This window comes from Paracoccus broussonetiae, from assembly GCF_031854425.1.
GTDB lineage: Bacteria > Pseudomonadota > Alphaproteobacteria > Rhodobacterales > Rhodobacteraceae > Paracoccus > Paracoccus broussonetiae.
Genome location: NZ_JAVRQI010000014.1, coordinates 150592 through 173305 on the forward strand (window position 1 = coordinate 150592; position 22714 = coordinate 173305).

The 22714-nt window shown below is 62.1% G+C and carries 20 protein-coding genes and 1 riboswitch; of the genes, 9 read left to right on the top strand and 11 right to left on the bottom strand.

Going from position 1 to position 22714, the window contains the following annotated elements:
- Nucleotides 1-31: 31 nt before the first annotated feature.
- The gene (locus RM190_RS17930; RefSeq protein WP_311760832.1) at nt 32-841 is read right to left on the bottom strand and encodes a class I SAM-dependent methyltransferase; all 810 of its coding nucleotides are present in this window, start codon (nt 839-841) and stop codon (nt 32-34) included.
- A gap of 559 nt (nt 842-1400) precedes the next feature.
- Complete coding sequence (locus tag RM190_RS17935) at nt 1401-2285, bottom strand: LysR family transcriptional regulator (protein ID WP_311760833.1); 885 nt, start codon at nt 2283-2285, stop codon at nt 1401-1403.
- 96 nt (nt 2286-2381) lie between these two features.
- Here RM190_RS17935 and RM190_RS17940 point away from each other — a divergent pair, with 96 nt between their 5' ends.
- A complete protein-coding gene (locus RM190_RS17940) occupies nt 2382-3104 on the top strand; it encodes an SDR family oxidoreductase (RefSeq protein ID WP_311760834.1) in 723 nt (240 codons plus the stop codon).
- 268 nt (nt 3105-3372) lie between these two features.
- On the opposite strand, the gene RM190_RS17945 is transcribed toward RM190_RS17940, so the two are convergent.
- The 5 genes from RM190_RS17945 to puuE form a co-directional block, all read right to left on the bottom strand.
- Nucleotides 3373-3567, bottom strand: coding sequence for a helix-turn-helix transcriptional regulator (locus RM190_RS17945; protein WP_311760835.1), 195 nt, complete (start codon nt 3565-3567; stop codon nt 3373-3375).
- Complete coding sequence (locus RM190_RS17950; protein ID WP_311760836.1) at nt 3564-3932, bottom strand: hypothetical protein; 369 nt, start codon at nt 3930-3932, stop codon at nt 3564-3566. The genes RM190_RS17945 and RM190_RS17950 overlap by 4 nt, the downstream gene beginning before the upstream one ends.
- Nucleotides 3933-4074: 142 nt before the next feature.
- Nucleotides 4075-4608 carry an RES family NAD+ phosphorylase gene (locus RM190_RS17955; RefSeq protein ID WP_311760837.1) on the bottom strand — a complete coding sequence of 178 codons (534 nt, stop codon included), beginning with the start codon at nt 4606-4608 and terminating at the stop codon, nt 4075-4077.
- A 49-nt stretch (nt 4609-4657) separates the two neighbouring features.
- Nucleotides 4658-5497, bottom strand: a complete 840-nt coding sequence (locus RM190_RS17960) for a bifunctional allantoicase/(S)-ureidoglycine aminohydrolase (RefSeq protein WP_311760838.1) — start codon at nt 5495-5497, stop codon at nt 4658-4660.
- Nucleotides 5498-5502: 5 nt separating this feature from the next.
- Nucleotides 5503-6912 (bottom strand): allantoinase PuuE, encoded by a 1410-nt coding sequence (puuE, locus tag RM190_RS17965; protein WP_311760839.1) that lies wholly within the window; start codon nt 6910-6912, stop codon nt 5503-5505.
- A gap of 217 nt (nt 6913-7129) precedes the next feature.
- Here puuE and RM190_RS17970 point away from each other — a divergent pair, with 217 nt between their 5' ends.
- The gene (locus RM190_RS17970) at nt 7130-8431 is read left to right on the top strand and encodes an NCS2 family permease (RefSeq protein WP_311760840.1); all 1302 of its coding nucleotides are present in this window, start codon (nt 7130-7132) and stop codon (nt 8429-8431) included.
- A gap of 789 nt (nt 8432-9220) precedes the next feature.
- On the opposite strand, the gene RM190_RS17975 is transcribed toward RM190_RS17970, so the two are convergent.
- Nucleotides 9221-14377, bottom strand: a complete 5157-nt coding sequence (locus tag RM190_RS17975) for a RecQ family ATP-dependent DNA helicase (RefSeq protein ID WP_311760841.1) — start codon at nt 14375-14377, stop codon at nt 9221-9223.
- A 344-nt stretch (nt 14378-14721) separates the two neighbouring features.
- Nucleotides 14722-15063, bottom strand: a complete 342-nt coding sequence (locus tag RM190_RS17980) for a hypothetical protein (RefSeq protein WP_311760842.1) — start codon at nt 15061-15063, stop codon at nt 14722-14724.
- A gap of 251 nt (nt 15064-15314) precedes the next feature.
- Nucleotides 15315-15511: riboswitch (cobalamin riboswitch) on the top strand.
- Between the two features lie 151 nt (nt 15512-15662).
- Between RM190_RS17980 and RM190_RS17985 the strand changes: the two genes are divergently transcribed.
- The 7 genes from RM190_RS17985 (at nt 15663) to RM190_RS18015 (ending at nt 21394) form a co-directional block, all read left to right on the top strand.
- The gene (locus RM190_RS17985; protein WP_311760843.1) at nt 15663-16673 is read left to right on the top strand and encodes an ABC transporter substrate-binding protein; all 1011 of its coding nucleotides are present in this window, start codon (nt 15663-15665) and stop codon (nt 16671-16673) included.
- Nucleotides 16670-17716 (top strand): FecCD family ABC transporter permease, encoded by a 1047-nt coding sequence (locus tag RM190_RS17990; RefSeq protein WP_311760844.1) that lies wholly within the window; start codon nt 16670-16672, stop codon nt 17714-17716. Before RM190_RS17985 ends, RM190_RS17990 begins: the two co-directional genes overlap by 4 nt.
- Nucleotides 17713-18543: an ABC transporter ATP-binding protein gene (locus RM190_RS17995; protein WP_311760845.1), complete on the top strand. Its 831-nt coding sequence runs from the start codon at nt 17713-17715 to the stop codon at nt 18541-18543. Before RM190_RS17990 ends, RM190_RS17995 begins: the two co-directional genes overlap by 4 nt.
- Nucleotides 18482-18907 carry a pseudoazurin gene (locus RM190_RS18000; RefSeq protein WP_311760846.1) on the top strand — a complete coding sequence of 142 codons (426 nt, stop codon included), beginning with the start codon at nt 18482-18484 and terminating at the stop codon, nt 18905-18907. The genes RM190_RS17995 and RM190_RS18000 overlap by 62 nt, the downstream gene beginning before the upstream one ends.
- A 135-nt stretch (nt 18908-19042) precedes the next feature.
- Nucleotides 19043-19423 (top strand): hypothetical protein, encoded by a 381-nt coding sequence (locus tag RM190_RS18005; protein ID WP_311760847.1) that lies wholly within the window; start codon nt 19043-19045, stop codon nt 19421-19423.
- A 50-nt stretch (nt 19424-19473) separates the two neighbouring features.
- On the top strand, nt 19474-19980 hold the full coding sequence (locus RM190_RS18010) for a copper chaperone PCu(A)C (RefSeq protein ID WP_311760848.1): 507 nt from the start codon (nt 19474-19476) through the stop codon (nt 19978-19980).
- Between the two features lie 100 nt (nt 19981-20080).
- Nucleotides 20081-21394: a PepSY-associated TM helix domain-containing protein gene (locus RM190_RS18015; protein WP_311760849.1), complete on the top strand. Its 1314-nt coding sequence runs from the start codon at nt 20081-20083 to the stop codon at nt 21392-21394.
- A gap of 248 nt (nt 21395-21642) precedes the next feature.
- Here the strand turns inward: RM190_RS18015 and arsH are convergent, their stop codons facing one another.
- Both arsH and RM190_RS18025 read right to left on the bottom strand, forming a co-directional pair.
- Nucleotides 21643-22350: an arsenical resistance protein ArsH gene (gene arsH / locus RM190_RS18020; protein WP_311760850.1), complete on the bottom strand. Its 708-nt coding sequence runs from the start codon at nt 22348-22350 to the stop codon at nt 21643-21645.
- A partial coding sequence (locus RM190_RS18025; protein WP_390908632.1) for an arsenic resistance protein occupies nt 22347-22714 on the bottom strand: 368 nt, incomplete at its 5' end. The genes RM190_RS18025 and arsH, both read right to left, overlap by 4 nt.

Below are 22714 nucleotides of genomic sequence, written 5' to 3' on the forward strand. Positions count from 1 at the left end.
AGCGCGATGACCAATGTGGCCTGCCCATGGTTCACGACCTCAGTTTGGCCATTACAAGCTTTTGATTGCGGGGGTGATCCCACTCGCGGATGAAGTCGATCGTCCACGGCAGGCCGCGCCCGATGTGGGTCAGGTCGTCTTCGCAAAGGTGGAAGGGGTCCTTATGCGGGTAGGTGGTGATGGGGCCGCGAGACTGCTTTGAGGGGCCATCCGGGGCAGTTCCGGGCTCGGCCTCAAACACGGTGAACAAGAAAATGGCCGACCCTTCTAGATGGTTCGCCAGACGCGCAAGACAGTGGCGTAGGTGGTTGAGGGGCAGATGAGTAAATACTGACTGAGCAATGATGTAATCGAAGCGACGAGGCACGCCCTCGAAGGTAAACTCGGCATCCTGTACGAGGTTGCTACGCGGCAGCCGTTCTTGCAGGCCGAGGGGAATGATTTCTTTCTGATATCCAGCATCCATCAGGGCTTCGACAAGGTCGGTGGCCCAGTAGTTGCCGGGATTTAAATAGGGAACAGCCTTGGTCCCGAGGCGCAAGCTGCCGCACCCGATGTCGAGAAGCTTGTGTTCCGGCTTCAGCCCATGCTTCTGGAGAATGTCCAGCTGCAGTTCGCCCATCTCCTCCCACATGCCACCGATAATTGCGCGATGCTGGCCGTCAGTCGCGAGCTTATTGATCTGCTTATCGTTGTAGTAAACGGAATGCATTTTGCCCTCGTTCGGCAGTCTCGGTCCGTCGATTAACGCAGGCTGGATCCACCATTGCAATGCGGTCAGCGAGTGAAAGCGAGGAGGGCATCGCCACAAACATCCAGCGAAGTGATGATCAACGAACATCTTCCTTGCTGGATGCACGCTTGGAAGATCGCGTTTTGTATCTGCCGTTTTCCAGTTGCGCGCTTGGAAGGCACGCTTTCGACTGCCAGAGCGATCCTATGGGATGGGTGAGCCGAAGACGGATGGCAGCTTTTGCGTGATGCGCGCGCGCTGTGTCGCAAGCACTTCCCTCCACTTTCCTTCTCAGAACCAACGCACGGCCACCTCGCTGTGCGCTGCTTAAGTGACCGCTTTTCCGATTTCGCGGCGACCGCCATGCCGCGGTGCCGTCAGTTGGCTCTTCCCTTCAGGTCGATCGAAGCTCTTGGCATAGAGGTTGGGAGGCAAGCGCAGCGAACGGGGGGGTTGTCCGCACCGCAGCCGCTCATCTTCTCGAAATGCCGCGCCCCGTGAGGAATGAGCTTAAGGAAATCCGGCCGCGCAACATTCTTGAGCGCCGACCGGCCGGTAAGGGCCTGATGCTTATACTTGGTGTGGGTCAACCGGACGCTATGACCCCAGGTGCCCACACGCTCAGATAGCCTGCCCCTGACCACCGACCGCCGGAACGCTTATTTCGCTAGACCGCGCGAAAGCGCCGGACGTGGTCGATCATCGCACGGAGCTTTGGGGCAAGGTTTCGGCGACTGGGAAAGAACAGATAGAAGCCCGCAAAGGGTGGCAGGAAGTCGTCGAGTAGCGAGACGAACTCACCGCTATCGATCCACGGTCGGAATGTCTCCTCCATCCCGAAGGTAATTCCACCTCCGGCAAGGGCCGTGCGGATCATAAGCTGCATGTCATTTGTCGTGATATGCGGGGGCGCCGCCACGGAAAAGGCGCGACCGCCCTCCTCGAATTCCCAGCGATAGGGCTCGACGGAGGGATCCGGGCGCCAGCCGATACAACGATGGGCGATCAGGTCGCGCGGGTGCGCTGGCGTGCCATGCGCGGCAAGATAGCCGGGTGTTGCCACGCAGACCTGCCGTTGCGGGCCGGTCACCGGCACGGCGATCATGTCCTGCGCGATGACCTCGCCCAAACGCACGCCTGCGTCGAACCCGCCAGCGACGATGTCTGTCTCTGCATCGGTCACCGTCACGTCCAGCGCGATCTGGGGATGGGCGTCGACAAAGCTTGCGAGCAGCGGGCCGGACAGGAACCGCTCGGCGATCGAGGCAACGGCAATGCGTAGCGTGCCCCGCGGCGTATCGCCCAGCATTTCCAGCGCCCCGACGATCTCGGCCAGCGGCCCGGACAGCGTGGATTGAAGCGCCGCCCCGGCCTCGGTCAGGCGCACGCTTCGGGTCGTGCGGTGAAACAGCGCGGTGCCATAAGTATCCTCCAGCCGCCGCACACCTTGGCTGACAGCCGAGCGGGTGACGCCAAGGCGGTCGGCCGCCTCGCGGAAATTCCCGGCCTCGCCCACCGTGACGAACATTCGCAGGAGATTGAGATCATCCATTGGTTAGCCTAGCTGGACACTGCAGTCAGGACGCGACAAATACCGTCGACAGCACGCGCCGTCTATCCTTGATCTCACACAGACAAGGAGACGAAGATGGACAAGGTCATTCTGATTACCGGCGCATCCAGCGGCATTGGCGAAGGCATTGCCCGCGAACTGGCGGCAACCGGCGCCAAGCTGATGATCGGCGCACGGCGCATCGACCGGCTGGCCGCATTGGCGGCAGAGCTTGGCGGTAACGTGCGATACCGCGCGCTTGACGTTACCAGCCGCGAAGATGTGGCGGCCTTCGCCGATGCCGCCCGGAACGATTGGGGTCATGTCGATGCGATCGTGAACAATGCCGGCGTGATGCCGCTTTCGCTGATGGCGTCGATGAAGGTCGAGGAATGGGACCGGATGATCGAGGTCAACATCAAGGGCGTCCTTTACGGCATCGCTGCGGTTCTGCCCGATATGGTTTCGCGGAAATCTGGGCATATCATCAACATCGGCTCGGTCGGCGCGCTGTCCGTCGTGCCCACCGCGGCGGTCTATTGCGCAACGAAATATGCGGTGCGCGCGATTTCGGACGGCTTGCGGCAGGAACATGCGGATCTGCGGGTGACCTGCATCCATCCGGGCGTCGTGGAAAGCGAGCTGGCCGACACGATCACCGATCCGATCGCAGCCGAAGGGATGAAGACCTATCGCGCGATTGCGCTGCACCCCTCGGCGATCGCCGGTGCGGTGCGCTTTGCGCTTGAGCAACCCGAAGATGTCGATGTGAACGAGATCGTGGTGCGCCCGACCCGGACGCCGGTAGGGGTCGCATGAGGGCTTTGACATTAACGAAAGCCAAGGCGGCAACCGCCCATGAGCTGCTAGACGAAGCGCCGATATGTCGAGACACGAGATCTTTCAAAGATTTGTGCAGCACTCCTGCCGAGTAACTCGTCGTGAAAGCCGATGGCGGCCTCGTCCGCGCCGTTGCGATAACAGGCATATGCGCAGGTAAGCCGTGCAAGGGGACTAGTCCCGCGGCGAAGACATCCCTGACTTCGGCCGATCCGACGAAGCCGAGGGTATCGCAAACTGGTCGAGGTCAGGGCTCTGGCTGGAAGATGTCCTCGATTTTCAAGGAAAACAGCTTCGAGATACTGAATGCGAGAGGGAGGCTTGGATCGTAACGCCCCCTTTCGAGAGCGTTGACTGTCTGTCGCGATACGCCGAGATGAAGCGCTAGATCCTGTTGCGACCACCCTTGCAGCTGGCGCAATTCCTGAATGCGGTTGTTCATCGGTGGCGCAAAAGCCCTACCATTACTCCAGTGAACCACAACGCTGACATAAGCGGCCAAACTGCGAACATCGAGAGCTTAGGCAACCCGTTGCCTTCCAAAAAGCCGTAGCCGAACGTGATCAAGGCCGTCCCGGCAAACGCTACAGCCAACGCCTCGAGTTGCAGCTTCCGCTGCATCTCGTCCAGGTTGCGGATGGCCTGTACCACGACCCCGCAAATGAAGACGGCCGGGATGATCGGTGCCACCGCCAGAAGCGGGGTCATTGTGCTGTCTGGTCCGATACTGGCAAGCATTCGTTGCGACACGATGAGCACTACAATATAGGCGGTCAGTCCGAAGACAAAGAAGGTAAGGCTGCGCATCAACAAGTTCCAAAAGTAAAGTTACCTTTACATTTTCCAGAACCTCGCCGGTGTCAAGCTTGCTTTACAATCTTTCAGGCTAAACAATTGGAATGCCCCGCCTGGATGCCATATCCGAGGCTCCTCGCGGACAGCCCTCCACCTAGCCGATCTGTCGAACCTGCGCCGCTCCTTCAGTATTCCATTCGAACAAAACCAAGTGCCAAAGGCCCGGAGCTTTCCTCGATGGATCGATAAGGCCCTTTGCATCCAGGCGGACAAGGCGGTCTCTAACGTTCCATGATGGTGGCCTTTTGCCTTCGGCCACAAGTTCCTGCCAGGGGGCGGTGGCATCCTGCAGGGTGACGCCAGCCAGAAAGCGGGCACGCTCGTCGCGCAGGTCCAGAATGCGATGCGCGCTTACCGAAACCTGGATGAGTTGACGCTGGTGGTCGTGGTCCGACCCATGTGCCATCATGGCCGCTTCCACACCTTCGGGCGAGGAGCTGAGGTAAAGGGTCGGCTGATCTGCCCTTGAATAACGACCCGCCCGCCTGGACCCGGACAGGCCGGTGGCGAGGTAATTCGCGTCAACGGCGCGGAAAAACACACCCTTCACATTACGAAACATCTCGTCGTGGTCCGCTATCATGGATTGGCCCCAGTTTTTGCGCGCGAGATGGTAGTGCGGACGCACTTGCCCTACCTTCGCGCCAAAAGGAAAGGGCCCCCGAAGGGGCCCCGCTTCAACGCCACAGAGGTGCGTGGCGGTTCACGTCCTTGTAAAGCAGATAGCGGAAGTTGCCGGGGCCGCCGGCATAGCAGCATTGCGGGCAGAAGGCGCGCAACCACATGAAATCGCCGGGACCGACCTCGACCCAATCGCGGTTCAGGCGATAGACGGCCTTGCCTTCGATCACGAACAGCCCGTGTTCCATCACATGCGTTTCCGCAAAGGGGATCGAGCCGCCGGGAGTCAGCGTGACGATGGTGATATGCATGTCGTGGCGCATATCGGAGGGGTCCATGAAGCGGGTCGTGGCCCAGCTTCCGCCGGTGTCGGGCATCGCAATCGGGGCGATGTCGCGTTCGTTGGTGACGATGACCTCGGGCTTCTCCAGCCCCTCGACCTCTTGCCAGCGCTTCCTCCACCAGTGGAAACGCGACACGGCGTTGCCGTTCTCGACCGACCAGTCCATGCCGGCGGGGATATAGGCGAAGCCGCCGGGTTCAAGATCATGGACCTGCCCGCCGATGGTCAGCCGCAGCCCGCCATCGGTGACGAAGATCGCGGCCTGCACGCCTTCGTCCAGTTCGGGGCGGGTGGATCCGCCGCCGGGCTGAAGCTCGACGATATACTGGCTGAAGGTTTCGGCAAAGCCGGACAGGGGACGCGCGATTACCCACATCCGCATGCCCGTCCACCCCGGCAGGAAGCTGGTGACGATGTCGCGCATCGTGCTGGCGGGGATGACGGCATAGGCCTCGGTGAAGACGGCAGTGTCGGTCGACAGGTCGCTTTGCGGCGGCAGTCCGGCGAAGGGCCCGGCATAGCTGGGCTTCGGTCTCGGGGAATGGTGGTTCATCTCGCTCATCCTTTCAAGGCGTCGATCAGCCGCAGTTCGGCGATCCGCATGACCTGACGCTCGGCAGTGCCGCGCTCGGTCGGGGTGTCATTGGCAAGGCGGGCCTGCATCGCCGCCATGATGCCGGCCTTGTCGTGGTCGCGCACCGCAATGATGAAGGGGAAGCCGTGCTTCTCGACATAGGCGGTGTTGACGCGCTGGAACTCTTCGCGCTCTGCGTCGGTCAGCGCATCAAGTCCGGCCGAGGCCTGCTCGGACGTGCTTTCCGCCGTCAGCCGCTTGGCCAGCGCCAGCTTGCCCGCAAGGTCGGGGTGCGCGTTCAGGACACCCAGCCGCTCGGCATCACTGGAGCCGCGGAATACTTGCGCCATGCGCGCCGCCAGCCCGCGCGGGGTGTCGTGGATCGCACCCATCTCGCCGTCGAAAACGCGCTCGGCGATAAAGGGCGAATGTTCGTAGATGCCGCCGAATTTCGCCAGGAACGCGTCGCGGTCCATCTGCGACGGGCGAAGCCGGGGCTGGAACGGATGCTCCTTGGCCCAATGGCGCGCGATGTCGAGGCGGCTGGCGAACCACACGCCCTCATGCTTCATCGCGTGTTCCAGGAATTTCTGCACCGCTATGGCGCGGCCGGGGCGGCCGGCAAGGCGGCAATGCAGGCCGATGGACATCATCTTGGGCGCACCGGCCTGGCCTTCGGCATAAAGCACGTCGAAGCTGTCGCGCAGATAGTCGAAGAACTCGACCCCGGTGCCGAAGCCTTGCCCTGAGGAGAAGCGCATGTCGTTGGCGTCCATCGTATAGGGCACCATCAGCTGCGGCTTGCCATTGTGAACCTGCCAATAGGGCAGGTCGTCCGCGATGGTGTCGGCCAGGTACTCGAACCCGCCTTCCTCGCAGCCCAGCTCGACCGTGTTCATCGAAGTGCGGCCCTGATAGAACCCGCGCGGACGCTCGCCAGTGACGCGGGTGTGCAGCTCGACCGCCTTGGCGATATGCTCGGCCTCGACCTCTCGGGGGATGTCGCGATAGTCGATCCACTTCAGCCCGTGGGTCGCTATCTCCCATCCGGCGGCCTGCATGGCGGCGACCTGCTCGGGCGCGCGCTCAAGGGCGGTCGCGACGCCGTAGACGGTAAGCGGAATATCCTTCAGCATGCGGTGAAGCCGCCAGAACCCGGCGCGCGCGCCGTAGTCATAGATCGACTCCATGTTCCAGTGACGTTTGCCCGGCCAGGGCTGGGCGCCGATGATCTCGGACAGGAAGGCCTCGGACGCGGCATCGCCATGCTCGATGCTGTTTTCGCCGCCCTCTTCATAGTTCATGACGATCTGGACCGCGATCTTCGCTCCGCCGGGCCAGCGGGGGTCCGGGGCGTTCTCGCCATATCCGATCATGTCGCGGCTATATCGCATCACTGGCTTCCTTCTGGTATTCCGATCTCAGCGCAGTCACCATTCCCGGAGGGCATCCGGCAAGAGTGCATTTCATATAAACAACCCCGAGATTCGGTTGAAAATGGTGTTTTTGTATATATTGCATTGAAACTCTGTCGTCAGAGCCTGCATTCCCGTGATAATCCGCTGAACCTAAGGTGCCCGCATGGCGGGCGAACCGCCGGTGGGAGGATACATGCTCGAAAACCAGTTTGGCCTGTCGGCCAAGGGGACCAATGTCAGAACAGAGGTGATCGCCGGGATCACCACGTTCCTGACCATGGCCTATATCATATTCGTCAACCCCGACATCCTGTCAACGACCGGCATGGATCGGAATGCTGTCTTTGTCGCGACCTGTCTTGCGGCCGCGCTCGGCTCGACCGTGATGGCGCTTTGGGCCAACTGGCCGATCGGGATGGCGCCCGGCATGGGGTTGAACGCGTTCTTCGCCTTCACCGTTGTCGGGACGCTGGGCTTTACCTGGCAGCAGGCGCTGGGGGCGGTCTTCATTTCGGGCCTGGTATTCCTGTTCCTGTCGGTCACGGGCATCCGGCGCTGGCTGATCGCCGGGATCCCGGCATCGATGCGCAGCGCCATCGCGGCGGGCATCGGCATGTTCCTGGGGTTGATCGCGCTGAAGACGGCGGGTTTCGTCGTCGACAACCCGGCGACGCTGGTCGGACTGGGCGACCTGACCCAGACGCCGACGCTGCTGGCCGCGGCGGGCTTCTTCATCATTGCCGCGCTTGACACGCTGAAGGTGCGCGGCGCGATCCTGATCGGAATTCTGATCATCACCGTCGTTTCCATCGCAATCGGCGCCAGCCCGTTCGGCGGGATCATCTCGATGCCGCCGTCGATCCTGCCGACCTTCCTGCAACTTGATATCGGGGGCGCGCTGACCGTCGGGATCTTCCACGTGATCCTGGTCATGGTGCTGGTCGAGGTCTTCGACGCCACCGGCACGCTGATCGGCGTCGCCAAGCGCGCTGGCCTGCTGTCCGAGGGGCCGACCCATACCAGCCCGAACCTGGGTCGCGCGCTGATGGCGGATTCGACCGCGATCCTGGCCGGATCGGTTCTGGGGACCAGCTCGACCACTGCCTATGTCGAAAGCGCGTCTGGCGTGCAGGCGGGCGGGCGCACGGGTCTGACCGCGCTGGTCGTCGCGGGCCTGTTCCTGCTGGCGATTTTCTTCGCCCCGCTTGCAGGCTCTGTCCCCGCCTATGCTACCGCGCCGGCACTGCTGTACGTCGCCTGCCTGATGGTGCGCGAGTTCGAAGAGATCGAGTGGCACGACATCACTGAATCTGCGCCCGCCGTTCTGACGGCGCTGATGATGCCCTTCACCTACTCGATTGCGAACGGGCTGGCCCTTGGCTTTGTCAGCTATGCGGTCATCAAGCTGCTGACCGGGCGTGTCCGGGACGTTCACATGGCCACCTGGATCGTCGCGGGCCTGTTCGTAATCCGCTTCGCCTTTTTCATGGAGTGACGCGAGAACCGAGGCTCTGCACGTCCCGCTGCGATGCAGAGCCGCGGATCACGCTGCCAGAAAGCCGAAAAGGCCCGCCGTGATGGCGGGCCTTTTTTGTGATGGCTTTATGAGCCAAAGAAAGCAAATAAGTGCGCAAGAGCTCTGCGGCACCCGATTCGTAGCTTTTGAAACTTGTTTCCAATCAACATGTTGGCAAGCCTAGTTGAGGCTCGGAAAAGGTAAAGCTTACGCAGAAAAGCAATAACGTGCGCAGGCGTAGAGAATTGAATTAAAGTGAAATAATCGGGAAAGATGGTGGACGATCGACGCGTAGACTGACCGTTTGGGCCGCTGGCTACGGGTTTGGGTGTGATTTCGCGCTCGAAAGCGCGATCTCCCCAACGCGTGCTTTATAGATGCCATGGAACCACCGAGCGCTCTCACCCACGCCAACGGATGACAGCCGCTCTTGTCCATTGCATGAACTGCATTGCGTCGGCCGGTCTACTGACCGCCGATTGATGTTGGTAAATATCTCTTGCTTTGTAACGGATCTGTGAGAGCAGTTTGTTACTCACCTCCTAACCGCAATTTCAGTTTCTTGTTTAGGGCGAAGCGCGCCACCCGCGCATGAGCTTGTTGTTTCGGGGTTTCGCCGCGCGCACCCGGTTCCTGACCAGCGATATGTTGGAACTGTTCGACGTTACACGTTGGGCACCGCAAGCGGCCGGGCAGGCGGCAACGTCCGCTTTGCGCGTCTCGAAGTATCCCACGGCAAGGTTGATCACGGACGCCGGGAGTGACTGCTCACGCGTTTTTCTGGTTTTGTGCGAATACGAGCTCGGGCAATACGACCTCCCACGCGTCCCGTCTGATGCTGCCCTGAAACTCCTCGCCATTGTCGCACTTGCGCCAGCGAATGATTGCCGCTGCTGATCCTCGGACGAACATTAGGTCTCTTGGCGGCTGGTAGCTCCTTGCCATCCGCCCGATGAATATTCCGGCTGCATTCGTCATCATCCAGCGGCCGTCGTGATCGACAAGATCCACGAGGTCGCCCGTGCATATTTCTGAAAGCGCCCGGAGCGCTGGATGGCTGTCCGACAATCTTCCTGCCCAAGACAGATCCACGTCTTTCGGTTCGATGCACTGATATCTCAATCCGGCGAGGGTCTCGCTATTTGAGTTGCGTTGGATCGACCGGGGTAACAGGGTAGCCGCGACCTCCCGAAGGATCAGATGGTGATCTTGCTCCGACATGATGGCCAGACTGCGCTTGGCCCTCGTCATGGCAACGTAGAACAGCCGCCGGGGTGCATCGCGATCCTCCCCTTTTGACGTGCGGTCCCAGCCGCCGTCGAGGATCACAACATGGTCAAACTCCAACCCTTTGGCGCGGTGCGCGGTCAGCAAAAGCAACCCATGCTGGTCCTGCCGCGCATCCCGCATCCAGTCCGCAAGCCATTCGATGATGTCGGTGACGGGCGCGGGCTTGTCGGCAAGCTCTATACCTATGGCAGTCACCGCCTCGAAGATCAGATCCCACCACCGGTTCGGTGACTGTGTCCGGACGAAGTCCAGCATGGCTTTCACCGTTAGCATTTTTGTCGGTTCCGTTCGCAGGAAGGCGACGAGGACTTGAACCTCGCGTAGCCGCCAGAAGGGTGGCCTTGCCTCGCTGGCGAGTTGGACCGGGATGCCCTTGGCCTCGCAATAGCTTCGCACTGGTTCGAGGAGTCGCCACTCGCGGGCAATGATCGCCGCCTTTGCCCAGGACCAGTCCGGGATGAGACTGGAATACCGGATCAGCTCATCAACGGCGGCAATGGCTTGGGCATCTAGCCCCGTTTCTGTCTGAAGAAATTGAACACGACCTTGTGCGACCGGATCGATTGCTTGCATCGTGCCGCCGGCTGCAGCCTTCGCCCGCGACCGGTCGATGACGATGTCATGCCCGGCTTTCATCCGGTCGGCGGCCGGTTCAATCACGCGGTTCGCCGCTTCGATGATTGCCGCAGTGGAGCGGTAGTTCTCGGTCAGATAGCCCGGTTTCGCCGAATAATCCGCCTCGAAGCGCCGGATGAAATCGACCGAAGCGCCGGCGAAGGCGTAGATGTTCTGATCGTCGTCACCGACTGCGAAAAGGCTGAGGCGCTGTTCGGGGTCTTCGATGGACCGACCGGCGACAGCCGCAATCAATGCATATTCTTCTGGTCCGATGTCTTGGTATTCGTCGACCAGAATCCAGCGGTAACCTTGTATCAGTGTTTCACGCAGCGCCTCGGCATCGGTTTTGGACAGCCCCTCGCCCCTCAACAGATTGACGGCCTCCAGCACGATCTTGTCGAAATCCCGCGGGACTGAAGCATCCTCCGCCTGCCCGGCAAAGCTTGCGCCGACGAGGCGCATCGCGAGGGCGTGGCAGGTGGAAATGGTGACCCGGCTTGCCTCGTCACCGATCAGCGACTTCAACCTTTCGCGCACTTCGACCGCGGCGTGACGGTTGTAGGTCAAAACCAGAATGCCGTTCGGAGCCTCGCGCCGCACCCGGATCAGATAGGCGATCCGGTGCACCAATACCCGCGTCTTACCGGAACCCGGCCCGGCAAGCACCAGCACATTGGTTTGCTCGCGATCATCGGAAACGATTTTGGACTGCGCCGGATTGCCGAGACTTTCGACGATCTGGCGCCAGCTTTCCGGTGTTGTCTGACGCCGAAGCTCCCCGGCTCGATCTGGCATCCAGCGCTTGAGGAAGCTTTCCTTGTCGAGCTGGAAATAGTCATGCGCGAGCCCCTCGGCCTCGGTCATCGAACTCAGGCCGCGTTGTGCATAGGCTGCCATGATATGGGTCTGGACGGTCTGCTCCGCGTAATGCTCCTCCAGGGGAAGGAAGTCCTTTTGCGTGAACTGCCCTCCGCCGGGATTGAGGTGAACCGTGATCGCCGGACGGAAAATGGTCAGGCCGCGCCCAAGCGTCACCGTGCCTTGTTCGTGCAGCCACATTAGCGCTCGGCCCATCAGCTTGTTCGGGTCGCGAATGGCACCTCGCAGAAGCACATCCCCGGTGATCGCGGCCTGAAGCTTACCCATGGTGGATTCGACGCGGATATCCTTGCCCCGTGCGCCCTTGCTCACCAGGCCTTCGAGATGCTGCAGCAGAAGCTCCGCGCCCCGACGCCGCAGCTCGGCTGTGAGCGAGAGCATATCCCACGACCGTTGCAGACGGACCAGGCAGGTGTTGCGGTTCACCTTTCGGAGATGGATGTTGCCGCGACCGCCATCCTCGTCCCGCCCGTCTTGGGCAAAGCTGCGCAAATGTGCCTCGACAAGATGAGGCCGGACCCCCTCATGCCCATCATCGCGCAACGCCTGACAGGTCGCAGCGAGGTTCAGGGGTTGTGGATCACCGTCCTCGGCATCGGGTGCTGCCTCGCGCATGGCTGATATCAGCGCGGTCTCCAGCGCGGACGACCGCCTGAAACGCAGCCTCGAGGAATCCTCGCCGCCGACATGAACGAAGACGGTGAGCTTCGTGTCGTCGGTGGCGATCCCCAGTGCCTCGAGATCGGACAATGCCTTGCGCAGCGCCCCTCCCTTCAGTCCGCTGACACCCGAAAGTTCGTCTGTCGAGACCCCGGCTTCCGGTGAAGCATTCATCAGATGCCGCACCAGATCCAAAAGCTGCTTGCGGCGAGAATTGGCGATCCCGGCCTTTGCGAGGATCGCTTCAGCCTCCGCCATGCTGTGGACCCGCAGCGAGGATGGAAAGACCGATACCCGGTTCTCCTCGCGGGTCAGCAGGACCGATTCCTCGAGCCATGCTACAGCGGTCTTGACCCGGGTGTCGTCGGTCGTCGTGTCACGCTCGAACTCCCTTTCGGTTTCCTCGCGGACGATCTCCCCGGTGGTGGCGACCACTGCACCGCTTTGCTTGCCGCGCGTATCGAGACGACGCAGAGCCTTGAGGATGGCGCCGATCTCATGCCGGGCCAGCCTCGATCGGGCCGACAGCGAAAACTGCCGCTCGACGTCTTCGTGGCTGAAGAGCAGGACGCAGACAGCCGGGTCGCGGTCCCGTCCGGCGCGCCCCGCTTCCTGCAGGTAGTTTTCCAACGAACCCGGTATATCGCAATGGACCACGAGCCGGATGTCGGGCTTGTCGATCCCCATGCCGAAGGCATTGGTCGCGGCAATGACGCGCAAGTCGCCAATGCGAAAGCGTTCCTGCACCTCCTGCTTGCGTTCGGGCGTCAGCCCGGCGTGGAAATAATCCGCGTCCAGACCCTGCTGCCGAAGGAACTCGGCCACGCGCTCAGTTGTGGAGCGGGTGGCGCAATAGACCACCGCGCCGGATACACCTTCCTTCGGAAGCGCGCCTTCGATCGTGTCGAGGATGTCTGCGAGCTTGCGGCTGCTATGGGTCTCATGGACCTCGAAAAGCAGGTTGTGTCGGGTGGCGCCGCCATCGAGTAACAGCAGGTCCACCCCAAGGCGCGACTGGAAATGATCGCGGATGTCACGCACGACTTCAGGTTTGGCGGTTGCGGTCAGGCAGATCACTGGCGCCGGATCCTGATCTCCAGAGAACTCGCGGATGAAGCGCGAGACATAGCGATAGTCCGGGCGGAAATCATGGCCCCATTTCGAGACGCAATGCGCCTCGTCCAGAATCCAGTAGCCGATCTCCCGCTGCGCCAAAACCGAGCGAACCGATGGTGCGCGAAGTTGCTCGGGTGAAATCAGCAGCATAGAGGCGTCACCCATGCGCACTTGGTCCAGTGCTGCCTGTCGCTCCGGCATGGACAGAAGGCCGTTGATGGTGACGCATCCGCTGATGCCATGCCGGACGAGCCCCTGCACCTGATCCGCCATCAGGGCGACAAGCGGCGAGATCACCACCGAGAGCGAGCCGATCTTATCGAACCGCGAGAGCGCGGGAATCTGATAGCAGACAGACTTGCCGGTCCCGGTCGGCAGGATGCCAAGGACCGATTTCCCGGCCATGGCCTCGGCGACGATGCGTTCCTGAAGCGGAACGCCGGCATCATCCTTTGGTTCGGGCCGGAAACCGTCGAAGCCAAACCAGCGGGACAGAGCGTGCTTCGGGTCGCTCATCTCGCGGCACCAATGGCAGGCTGGATCGGCGCAGGCGCGGTCGCGAAGATGGCGCACGATCATCGAGGCTTCACGAAACTGGGCCCGGACCCAGGGCGGCATGACGGAATCCCCGCCGGCCACCGAAATCCAGGACAGGGCATAGGCCATCGGCCAGCCAAGTTGCGGCGATGACAGCCGGTTGATCGTCTGCAAGGAGCGGAACGAGCACGCCTTGCCTTCGAGAAGTTCGCCGATGGCATTCTCTGCTTGGACGGCGTGAGGACGAGGCGCTTGCCGAATTTCGGTGAACAGCGCATCGAAGCCGCTGCTGTCCGGCGAACACGTGGACAGAAAGTGATACGCTGCCAAGGCGGAAGGATTTTCGCGGTTGAGGGCGGCAAATGCCGCGATCTGGTTCCCCAGCACCGTCAGCACCAGCCGCGCGTCAAGCTCCGGGTCATTGACATGTCCAGCCTGCAAGCGGCCGTCATGATGGTGCTTGACGAGGTGATGATAGGGGTTTCGCGGGAACGCGAGGGGATTGAGCCAGAGCGTATCGATAGGCCTTTGTGCCAGTTTGGCCAAGCGCGGGCGCATCGCTACCAGATGCGGCAGATCGTGGCGGATGATGTTGTGGCCAAGCAGAAAGTCCGCTTCGGTTGCCAGAAATTCAAACCGATCTAGCGCCGCTTCCCGGTCACCTTTCTTGAACAGGATTTTCTGATCGTCCGAGTGACGCACCGCGGCAAATGCAAATGTCAGCGCGCGGGTCGGATCGACTTCCAGGTCAACAGACAGGCATCGCTCGATGAGCGGTATGGATCTTTGATCGCGCCCGGCGTCGTTCATGTCGAAGTTCTTCATTGAGAACGAAAACTTACCGATTTGTGATCATAGGCATGGCTCGCCACACATTACCAGCCTCGAGGCCGAGGCTGCCTCCGCTCACCGTCATACTGATTCACGTGCCTTCTCATCTGGGAGAAGACCCGCGCCTGTGCGGACTATTTTCGCTGTTCGACCTGAGCGTCCTCAGCCGGCCCTGGAGCGGACTTGAGGTGTAGCGGCAACTGGTTGTTCGAATGTCCGCTTTAGCCCCATTGCGGTCATTCGCTATAAGTAGGGCTGACGCGATTTATATCTGCTTTCCAATTGTATGCAGCTGGGCGCACCTTACGATCAACTTCGGTGTGAGCTATCGCGTTTGGTTAGGAGATGTCTGCTGTCCCCAAATAGACGATGTCTATCCTGCCGGGGCCAGTGGCTACGGTCGCCATCATCAAGCCAAGACGATTGGGATTAAGAGCGGTCTGCAACGTGCCGAGCGCTGCGCCGTCGGCCGATAGCATGTGGAGTTGACCGCCCCAATCGTGGACTTGCGCCGGTGTGCCAGAGAGCGGCGGAACGCCGAGCCATTTGAAGGCAGCCCAATATCGCCGGTCGGACGAGGTCCGGTTTTCAGCAGGTGTGAAGCTCTGCGCAAGTTCCAGCCAAATCGACTTAGTTTCGACCCCGTCAAGCGAACATGCGTCCGAGACAGGCAGGTTCAAGAACCCGGAGCCTCGGCCCCGCTCTGTGCGCGATGCCGGGTGAGGTCGACTGGTCCGGAATAGGGATAGGAAGAGCTCAGTCTGATCGAAGATCACGAATTCAATGTGCTCTCCTTGCGCGGACTGGATAAGACGGTCGAATCTTGCGGCATCGTATGTCTGCACTTTCGCATCCGCAAAATCGACGTGCCTGACGCTGAGGCGACGTGCGCGAGGCGTAGACATTGTCACTTGCGTGCTTTCGGCTCTCTGGCTAACAGGATCGCGTCGGTTTCCGAAAGGAATTGAAAGGGAATCCGTTGGGGCAATCGCCTCGAAACGGAACTGCCCCCGCAACTGTAGGCGGCGAGCAGGATGCGAATACGCCACTGTGGCCCACGGGCCATGGGAAGGCCGCATCCCGCGATGACCCGCCAGTCAGGAGACCTGCCGACGGATGAAACTCTAACGATCCGGGCGGGGTGTCCGGGGAGGTGCCAGATGCTTCATGCCTGCCGAACTGTCGGTCCGGTCCTTCGTTGCTGCGTTCCGTATCCGGACGCGGCTTTGCCATGGCCATTCCCCAAGCCCTTCGCCTGCAACCAGACCGGAGACTTGAGATGTTCCTGAAATCTACCCTGACCGGACTTCTTCTCGCTGGCGCCGCCATGCTGCCCGCCGCGGCAGAAACTTCATATCCGTTGAAGCTATCGAATTGCGGCATCGGTCTGTCCTTCGACGAGGCGCCGGAAAGCGCGGTGACCGTGGGTCAGGCCGCGACCGAGATCCTTTATTCGCTGGGTCTGGCCGACAAGGTCGCCGGCACCTCGGTCTGGTTCACGGAAATTTTGCCCGAGTTCAGCGAAACGAACGCCGGGATCGAGCGTCTGGCCGACAATGACCCGAGCTTCGAAAGCGTCGTCGCCAAGCGTCCCGGCATCGTGACCGTGCAATATGAATGGCATGTCGGCCCGCAAGGCATCGTCGCCACCCGCGAGCAGTTCTCGGACCTCGGGATTCCGACCTATATCCTGCCCTCGGATTGCACCGGAAAGGACAATAGCAAGGGCTCGGACGGCACGCGCAGCGACATGTATGCGATGGAGAGCATCTATCGCGGTGTCTCGGACCTGGGGCAGATTTTCGATGTGGCCGACAAGGGCGAGGCGCTGATCACCGATCTGAAGTCGCGCGAGGCCGCCGCGATCGACAAGGCCAAGGCGCTGGGGCTGAAGGATGCCTCGGCGGTGTTCTGGTTCTCCTCGGCCGAGATGGACATCGACCCCTATGTCGCCGGTCGCAAGGGTCCGCCAGCCTACATGATGAATGCGCTTGGCCTGAAGAACGTCGTCGATAGCGACGAGGAATGGCCGGTCGTCAGCTGGGAGACCATCGCGCGAGCCAACCCCTCGGTCATCGTCGTGGCGAAGATGGACCGCCGCCGTTTCGAGGCCGATGATTATGAAAAGAAGATCGGCTTCCTGAAATCCGATCCGGTGACCAGCCAGATGGATGCGGTGAAGAATGACCGCATCATCGTGCTGGACGCGCATGCGATGGACCCCTCGATCCGCAATATCGACGCGCTTGAGACCCTGGCCGGGGCGCTGCCGAAGTTCGGCCTGAAATGACCGAGGCCGCCATCCCCTGTGCCGCCGCTTGGCGGTCGCGGCTGATCCTACGTCTGACGCTGGGGCTGGCGGTGCTTGTCCTTGCCGTTCTGGTGGGCGTGGTTCTGGGCGAGACGCCGCTGCCGCCGTCGCAGGTGGCGACGGTGCTCGCACAGAAGCTTTGGGGTGCAGCATCGGGCGTCGATCCGATCGACGCAGGCATCATCTGGAATTACCGCCTGCCGCGCACGCTGGTCGCGGCGGCCTGTGGCGCGGGGCTCGCGCTGTCGGGGCTGGTCCTGCAGACGCTGGTGCGCAATGCCCTTGCCGATCCCTATCTGCTCGGCGTCTCGGCCGGGGCCTCGACCGGTGCGGTCGCGGTCACGATCATGGGCGTCGGCGCGGGGGCCATCGGCATCTCGGCCGGGGCCTTTGCGGGGGCCGCGCTCGCCTTCGGCATCGTCGCGGCGCTCGCGCGCGCAGCGGGGGGTGGATCGGCGCAGCTGGTCCTTGCCGGGATTGCGGGCTCGCAGCTTTTCAACGCGCTGACCAGCTTCTTCATTGCCAAATCCGCCAATGCCGAGCAGGCGCGCGGCATCATGTTCTGGCTGCTCGGCAATCTCTCGGGCGTGCGCTGGCCGGATGTGGCGCTGGCGGTGCCGGTGGCGCTGGCGGGGCTGCTGGCATGCGCGGTGCATATCCGGGCGCTTGACGCCTTCAGCTTCGGCGCGAGTGCGGCTGCCTCGCTGGGGATCGCGGTGCGACGGGTGATGGTCGTCCTGCTGGGGGCGGTGACGCTCATGACCGCGGTGATGGTCAGCCTTGTCGGGGCCATCGGCTTTGTCGGACTGGTCGTGCCTCATGCCATGCGCATTCTGGTGGGGGCTCGGCATGGCGCGCTGGTCCCGGCCTCGGCGCTGGCGGGAGCGGTCTTCATGATCGCGGCGGATGTGGTCTCGCGCGTGCTGATCCCCGGTCAAGTCGTCCCCATCGGCGTCGTCACCGCGCTGGTCGGCGCACCGGCATTCGCGCTGATCCTGATCCGCAACCGGAGTCGCGCATGAGGATCAGTGCAACCGACCTCTCGCTGCACGCGCAAGGCCGCAACATCGTCGACGGCGTCGATCTGCAGGTCGCAGCGGGCGAGACGTTTGGCCTGATCGGCCCGAACGGGTCGGGAAAATCGACGCTCCTGCGTCTCCTCGCTGGGCTCGACCGCCGCGCCAGGGGGATCGTCGAATTGGGGGGCGAGCCCGTGAGCAAGTTGCCCCGACGCGAAATCGCACGCCGCCTTGCCATGGTCGAGCAGCAGGCCGAGACAGGTGAGGCACTGACCGCCCGTCAGGTTGTCGAGCTTGGGCGCACGCCCTGGCTTTCGGCCCTGGCCCCCTTTGGCCCTGCCGACGCTGCCATCGTGGACAACGCGCTGCAGGCGGTCGGCATGAAGAGCATGGCCGCCCGGGCTTGGGCCACGCTTTCGGGCGGCGAGCGACAGCGCCTGCAAATCGCGCGCGCGCTAGCGCAACGGCCCCGCATCCTGCTTCTGGACGAGCCGACGAACCATCTGGATATCCACCATCAGCTTGCGCTGCTGCGGTTGGTCCAAGATCTGCCCCTGACCGTGGTGATCGCGCTGCATGACCTCAATCAGGCGATGGGCTGCGACCGACTGGGAGTCATGGCAGGGGGCCGCATGGTCGCCTGTGGCCCGCCCGACGCGGTCCTGACCTCCGATCTGCTGCGCAACGTCTTCCGGGTGGGTGCCACCACCCTGACCGATCCGAGGGACGATGTCAGCCTGCTGCGCTTCCACAACTTGGAGACGTTCAATGAAATACCTGCTGCTGCCGCTGATGCTGCTTGCAAATCCCGCCCTTGCCGAAATCCATGAGATCAGGATGCTCAATCGCGGCGATTCCGGCCCGATGGTCTATGAGCCGTCCTATCTGAACATCGCGCCGGGCGACACGGTTCGCTTCCTGCCGACCCAGCCCGGCCATAATGCCGCGACGATAGATGGCATGCTCCCGCCGGGTGCCGAGCCTTTCAAGTCGAAGATCAACGACTCGTTCGAGATTACACTTAGCGCGCCGGGCGCGTACGGCGTCAAATGCTCGCCGCATTATGCCATGGGCATGGTCATGCTGATCGAAGTGGGCGCCAGCTCCGAGGTCGCCTTGCCAGATGGCCTGCCGAAACGCACTGCCGAACGCTTCGCAAAGATCATCGCGGAACGCGAGCAGACGCAGAACTGAATCTGGCCTTCGGCACGGGCGCAAAACTCTGGCACGATCAGGATCACGCGGCTATAGATCCGACATTCACCTAGGTTCCCGATGCGCCAGTCCGCCACATCCTTTGCCCGTGCCCTCCCAGCTCTCGGCCGGGCGGTGGCGCTGGTCTTGGTCCTGCCCTTCGTGCTGCTCTCGCTGATGGCGCAAGGCACGATGGTGGCACAGGGCGCAACGCCGCAAAGTTTCATGGTCGTGCTCTGCGCCGATCACTTGCCGGTTGAGATGGTTCTGGATGCCGATGGCAATGTCGTCCGCGCCGACGAATATCGCGCAAAGCAGAGCGAGCAGGTCCCCAAATCGCCGAAGCCGCCATGCGATTGGTCGGTTCATGCCCAGCCCATGTTGGAGGCCGCGCCAGCCTTGCCGGTTGTTGCCGCGCAAATAGGCCGTCCCGCCGACCCGGCCGCCGCGCGCGACCAACGCATGCTGCGCGCAGAAGTCCTGGCCCCCTCGGCACGAGGTCCGCCCGTCGCGTGAATTCCGCGCCGCTCTTGGGCGGCAAGTGCAATTCACGGACAGGTAATCCCATGAAATCGAATATTCTGGCGGCCCCGGTGCTGGGCGCGCTTTTCCTTGGCATCCTCGGCGCTGGTGCTGTTGCGGACCCCATCACCCAGAAGGGCCTGACAATCTCGGATGCCTATATCCGGGCCATGCCGCCAAAGGCTCCGGTCGCGGGCGGCTTCCTCAAGATCCGAAATGACGGAGCGGAGGCGGATCGCCTCGTCTCGGCACATTCGCCAAAATCGGGTGAGGTGCAGATCCACGAGATGACCATGAACGGCAGCGTGATGAAGATGCGCGAGCTGCCCGAAGGTCTGCCGATCCCCGCCGGAGAGACGGTCGAACTGAAGCCGGGCGGCTATCACCTGATGTTCGTGGAAGTTCCGGAGCCCTTCGCCGAAGGGCAGACGGTCGAGGCGACCCTGGTCTTCGACAAGGCCGACGAGGTCACGCTGCCCTTCGAGGTCCGCGCCATGCGTTCCGCACCGCAGGCGGGTGAGGGTCACGATACCGGCCATTCGGGTCATTGACCGCCCAATCCCAGCCATCACCGGCGTTCCTTCGGCGGGCCTTTCGCAGATGCGAGGACAAATGTCTTACTCAGCCATTTCCGCTCGCCCGGCCACGGGCTTGAGCGATCTTTACCGGGCAGTCTGGCGCTGGCATTTCTATGCCGGTTTGCTTGTTCTGCCCTTCATGATCACCCTTTCGATCACAGGCGCGATGTATGTATTCCGCGACAAGATCGACAACTGGTATCACGCCGATCTGAAGCGGGTGCAGGTGCAGGAAAGCCAGCGGCTGGCGCCATCTGGGCTGGTCGCGTCGGCACTGGATGCGGTGCCCGGAACGGCGATCAAGTATACCGACCCGGTCGATGCGGGTGCCTCGACAGAAATCACCGTTTCGACCGAGGCGGGGAAGATGGCGGTCTATGTAAACCCCTATAACGGTCTGGTGTTGGGCGCGATGCCGGACAGGTCGACTCTGATGTGGACGGTTCGAACGCTGCACAGCTTCAAGTATTTCGGAACCTATGCCCGCTATATCATCGAGATCGCGGCGGGCTGGTCGATCCTGCTGGTCGCCACCGGTATCTACCTGTGGTGGCCGCGCGGGCAGAGGGGCGGCGTGGTCTCGGTCCGGGGCAAGCCGCAGCGGCGTGTCTTCTGGCGCGATCTACATGCCGTAACGGGGATCTTCGTCGGGTTCTTTATCGTCTTTCTGGCGATCACCGGTATGCCGTGGTCGGGTGTCTGGGGCGGCAAGGTCAACGAATGGGCGAATGGCAGCAATTTCGGCTATCCGGACGGGGTGCGGGTGAACGTGCCGATCTCCGGCCAGAAGCTCGACGTGATCGCCAAGACTTCGTGGACACTGGAGCAGGCGCGGATACCCGAAAGCATTGGCAGCGGGACGGCGATCAGCCTTGACGACGCCGTCGCAAAGTTCGACGCGCTCGGGCTGCATCGCGGCTACTCCGTCAGCCTGCCGCAAAAACCCGAGGGTGTGTTCAGCGGCTCGGTCTATCCCAACGATCTGAGCCAGCAGCGCGTCGTGCATCTGGACCAGTATTCGGGTCAGCCGCTGCTGGACATGTCCTACGCGGATTACGGCCCGCTGGGCAAATGGCTGGAATGGGGCATCAACACCCATATGGGCCAGACCTTCGGGCTTCTGAACCAAATCATCCTGCTGGTGGCCTGTGCGGCCATCGTGCTGCTGGCGGTCTCGGCGGTGGTGATGTGGTGGAAACGCCGCCCCTCGGGATCGCTCGGCGTGCCCCCCTTGCCGCAAGACAGGCGGGCGTTCCGCGGGCTGATCGTCATTCTGGCAGTCGGCGGGGTGATCTTCCCCTTGGTCGGAGCCTCGCTGCTGGTCATGCTACTGCTTGACATGGCCTATGTCCGTCTGCGCCGCGGTCGCCCGGTGATGGGCGTCTGACGAGCTCTAACCTCGGCCGAGCTCGAAATCGCGCCATTCATATCCGCGTCGACCGGACCCCAGTCCTACATGTGAGGACTAAGTGCCGGCTGGCTCTGGGTAATCGGCCGCTTTGGGCTTGGCATATACCGCCGTATCTGCAGATCGGGGCCGCATGCAGAGTGTTGCGAGATGCGAGCACAGACCCCCCTCAAGCTTGGCGGTTGCATCAAGCGCCGCAATAACGGGCCAACGCCGTGTCGAGGTCATCAGGTCGCGGATTTCAAATTAACCCTTGCCTCGAGCTTCGCCGCGGCCTCTTTGCGCTCGCTGTAGCGATCGGTCAGGACGTCGGACAGATCGCGGGTCAACAGTGTGAAGCGGACCAGTTCCTCCATCACATCGACGATGCGGTCGTAGTAGCTGGACGGGCGCATCCGCCCGGCTTCGTCGAACTCGTCATAGGCCTTGGCGACCGAGGACTGGTTGGGGATCGTGAACATCCGCATCCAGCGACCCAGCACGCGCATCTGATTTACGGCATTGAAGGATTGTGAGCCGCCCGAGACCTGCATGACGGCCAATGTGCGGCCCTGCGTGGGACGGATTGCCCCCATGGCCAGCGGAATCCAGTCGATCTGAGACTTCATCACGCCGGTCATCGCGCCATGCCGCTCCGGGCTGGTCCAGACCTGGCCTTCGGACCAAAGGCACAGCTCGCGCAGTTCCCGAACCTTGGGATGATCCGCCGCGGCATCGTCCGGCAATGGCAGGCCATTGGCGTAAAAGACCCGCGTCTCGCAGCCAAAATGGCGCAGCAGACGCTCTGCCTCCAGCGTGGCAAAGCGGCTGTATGAGCGTTCCCTGAGCGAGCCGTAAAGCAGCAGGATGCGCGGCGGATGGCTGGCCCGTGGCAGGATCGGAAGTTCGGGCAGCCGGTCGGCCTTGGGCGACAGGTTCGGCAATTCAGGGATCATGCGCGGGCCTCCTTCAGCGCGGCATCATGGGGAAACCAGTGCGCGCCCAGGCGCAGGGCGACGTTCACCAGCAGGATCAGGACCGGCACCTCGACCAAGGGGCCGATGACGGCGGCGAATGCCACCGGTGAGGCAAGGCCGTAGGCGGCGATGGCAACGGCAATCGCCAGTTCGAAATTGTTGCCTGCCGCAGTGAAGGCAATGGCCGTGGTGCGGGGATAGTCGCGGGCTATCAGCAGGCCCATGACGAAGCTGACCATGAACTGGATCGCAAAATACAGGATCAGCGGAATGGCGATCTGGACCGCATCCAGCGGCAGGCGCAGCACGTCGCCCCCTTTCAGGCTGAACATGGCGACGATGG